Source organism: Ornithinibacter sp., from assembly GCF_035443565.1.
Lineage (GTDB): Bacteria > Actinomycetota > Actinomycetes > Actinomycetales > Dermatophilaceae > Fodinibacter.
Genome location: NZ_DAORSO010000008.1, coordinates 45,899 through 49,273 on the forward strand (window position 1 = coordinate 45,899; position 3,375 = coordinate 49,273).

A 3,375-nucleotide genomic window follows, 5' to 3' on the forward strand; every position below is an offset into this window, starting at 1 on the left:
CTCTCCCTCGCCGACGTCAAGGGGATCAGCGCCGCCGAGGTCGCCCGGGTCGTCGCGGGCCAGCCGTACGCCGACCTCGGTGACTTCTGGACGCGGGCCCGGGTGAGTCGCCCGGTCGTCGAGCGGCTCGTCCTCGCAGGGGCGTTCGACTCCCTGCACGGGATGGGGGACGGTGGGCTCGGCCGGCGTGGTCGGGTCACCCGCCGCGACCTGCTGCTGCACGTCGCCGAGCTCGAGCGGTGGGACCGCGGCTCCGGGGGGCCCGCGAGGCGCAGCCGACGCCTCGCGGTGCCGAGCATCGCCCCGCCGCGCGAGGACGGCGCGGCTGCGCTGGCCGGGCTCCCGCTCGACGTCCGGGAGCAGGCCGCTGCCCAGTCGCAGGCGGCGCGCGAGGTCGTCCCGGCGGGTGCCCAACCGACCCAGCTCACCCTCGACCTCGGTGACCGGCCCCGGCTGGTCCCCGGAGCCGGGCTGCCCGAGCTGACCGGCCCCGAGAAGGTGCGTGCCGAGCTCGACGTGCTCGGGCTCGACGTGTCCGCCCACGTCGTGCAGTTCTACGACCCGCTGCTGCGGGCGCTTCGGGTCACCCGCAGCGTCGACCTGCTCGCCACCCGCAGCCGCAGCCGGGTGTGGGTGGCCGGGGTCAAGGTCGCCACCCAGACCCCGCCGGTGCGCTCGGGGCGACGGGTGGTCTTCCTCACCCTCGACGACTCCACCGGGCCGGCCGACTGCACCTTCTTCGAGGACGTCCAGGGCCCCTACGCCGACGTCGTCTTCCACTCGTGGCTGCTCCTCGTGCGCGGGGTGCTGCGACGCACCGGGGATCGCGGTGTCTCCATCCGCGCCACCGGGGCCTGGGAGCTCGCCGGCCTCTGGGACGCCTGGCAGCTCGGTGGCCTCGAGCGGGTGCAGGCCGTCGTCGCGGCGGGGGAGGCGGATGCCGTGGCACGCGCCGAGGCCGCCCGGCTCGCCGCGATCGAGCAGGACGCCCGCACCGGGCGGCGCGTCCTCGTGCACGCCTCGGGCTTTCGCCAGTCGCCCTACGCCGACACCCGCCCACCGGGGCTGGACCCGCGCTCGGGGCGGGGTGCGCCGGTCGACGCGCTGCCCCCGCGCAAGCTGTGGCACGCCAGCCCCGGCAGTTCCGGACACTAGGGTGGGACGCCAGACACCGACCCTGCGGTACCGACCTGAGCGAGGAGACCAGCCGTGGCTGACGAGCGGGCCCGATCCCGTCGGGCAGGAGGCCCTCCCGGGCTGCGCACGGCTGCCGTCCACGGCGCCCTCGACGCCTTCGCTGCCCGGCGCAGCGCCGAGCTCGGGCGCCCCCTGCGCGTGCTCGACCTCGGCGGCGGCACCGGCGGCACCGCCGTGCCCCTCGCCGTCGCCGGGCACGACGTCACCGTCGTCGACCCCAGCCCCGACGCCCTCGCCTCGCTGCGCCGCCGCGCCGCCGAGACCGACACCTCGGGGCGGATCCACCCCGTGCAGGGCGACACCGACACCCTGCGCGATCTTGGGGTGGGCGGCGAGCTCGCCGCGGACGGCGAGCCGGCGGCATACGACCTCGTCTGCCTCCACGGCACCCTCGAGGTCGTCGACGACCCGGATGCCGCCATGGCGGGCATCGCGACCGTGCTCGCACCCGGAGGCACCCTCTCCCTCGTCGTCGCCCAGCGGCTGCCTGCCGCACTGGCCCGGGCCCTCGCGGGGCAGTTCGCGCGGGCGCAGGCCATCCTCGAGCGGCCTGACGGGCGCTGGGGTGACGACGACCCGGCACCACGCCGGTTCGACGAGAACGTCGTCCTCGACCTGCTGCGCACCCACGGGTTCACCACGGTCGACAGTCACGGGGTGCGCATCTTCAGCGACCTCGTCCCTTCCGCGCTGGTCGACTCCGAGGCCGACCGGGCTGCGCTGCTCGAGCTCGAGGAGGTCGCGAGCCGCCACCTCGGCCACCCGCTGCTGGGTGACCTCGGCAGCGTCCGGCACGTCCTCGCCACCCGGGGCTGACGCCACCGGAGGCCACCGATGAGCCGACGCCAGTACGCCCTCCCGCACCGGGACGCCAGCGAGCCGCCCGACGACACGGGGTGCACCGTCCTGCACGTCGACATGGACGCCTTCTACGCGGCGGCGACCCTGCTCTCCCACCCCGAGCTCGTCGGCACCCCGGTCATCATCGGCGGGGGCAACCGAGGGGTGGTGCTCTCGGCCACCTACGAGGCGCGCCGGTTCGGGGTGACCTCGGCGATGCCGATGTCGCGGGCGCGACGGCTCTGCCCCCAAGCGGTCGTCCTGCCCCCCGACCACGCCCGCTACAGCGCGATCTCCGCAGCCGTCATGGAGACCTTCCGTTCGGTGACGCCGGTCGTCGAGCCGCTCTCGCTCGACGAGGCCTTCCTCGACGTCTCGGGGGCGGTTCGGGCCATGGGCAGCCCGGCGACCATCGGTCAGCACATCCGCGACACCGTGCACGACGAGCAGGGCATCACCTGCTCGGTCGGTGTGGCCTCGACGAAGTTCGTCGCGAAGATCGCCTCCGGACTGGCCAAGCCCGACGGGATGGTCGTCGTGCCGCGCGACGAGGTCGTGCCGTTCGTCCAGCAGCTGCCGGTCGGTGCCCTGTGGGGTGTGGGGGAGCGCACCGAGGACGCGTTGCTGCGCCTGGGCCTGCGCACCGTCGCCGACATCGCCCACACCCCGCTCGCAACGCTCGTGCGCGGCCTCGGCGAGGCCACCGGACGCCACCTGCACGACCTGTCCTGGGGGCGCGACCCGCGATCGGTCGAGCACGTGCAGCGGGAGAAGAGCATCGGCAGCGACCAGACCTTCGAGCACGACATCGACGACTCCGCCGAGATCCACCGGCGCCTGCTGGCCCTCAGCGAGCGCACCGCGTCCCGGATGCGGGCTGCCGGGTTGACCGGTCGAACCCTCACCCTGCGGGTGAGGTTCAGTGATTTTACGACGATCACCCGGTCGAAGACGCTGCGTGAACCGACGGACAGCGGGCGGGCCATCCACGAAGGGGCGGTGGCGCTGTTCGACGCCCTGGGGCTCCAGCGGGCCCGGATCAGGCTCGTCGGAGTGCGCATGGAGAAGCTCATGGAGGCCTCGGCGTCACCCATCCAGGGGGTGATCGGGGAGCCCGAGCACGGCTGGCGGGATGCCGATCGGGCGGTTGACCGGGCCCGCTCGCGGTTCGGGTCGGGCTCGGTTCGACCGGCCAGTCTCATCGAACGTGATACACCGACTTCCGCGGGGAGACATCGGGACCTATCCTGAGGGCTCAAGGGACAACAGGGCGTCCGCCGGATGCCCGGGCCGACCACGGGAGGATCCGTGCCCCTCTCAGACCACGAGCAGAAGATG

The 3,375-nt window shown here is 74.3% G+C and carries 3 protein-coding genes; all 3 read left to right on the forward strand.

The genetic code is table 11. The features are described 5' to 3' along the window. On the forward strand, positions 1 to 1,155 hold a 1,155-nt coding region (locus PLL68_RS02345; RefSeq protein WP_324531281.1), incomplete at its 5' end, for a helix-hairpin-helix domain-containing protein. A gap of 54 nt (positions 1,156 to 1,209) precedes the next feature. Then, entirely contained in the window at positions 1,210 to 2,013 is an 804-nt protein-coding gene (locus tag PLL68_RS02350) for a class I SAM-dependent methyltransferase (protein ID WP_324531282.1), read from the forward strand. Positions 2,014 to 2,031: 18 nt separating this feature from the next. Further along, the gene (gene dinB / locus PLL68_RS02355) at positions 2,032 to 3,288 is read left to right on the forward strand and encodes a DNA polymerase IV (protein WP_324531285.1); all 1,257 of its coding nucleotides are present in this window, start codon (positions 2,032 to 2,034) and stop codon (positions 3,286 to 3,288) included. The last annotated feature ends 87 nt before the right edge of the window (positions 3,289 to 3,375 follow it).

Excerpts from the sequence above, each read along its gene's own strand:
- dinB (WP_324531285.1), top strand. The coding sequence starts at position 2,032 with ATGAGCCGACGCCAGTACGCCCTCCCGCACCGGGACGCCAGCGAGCCG.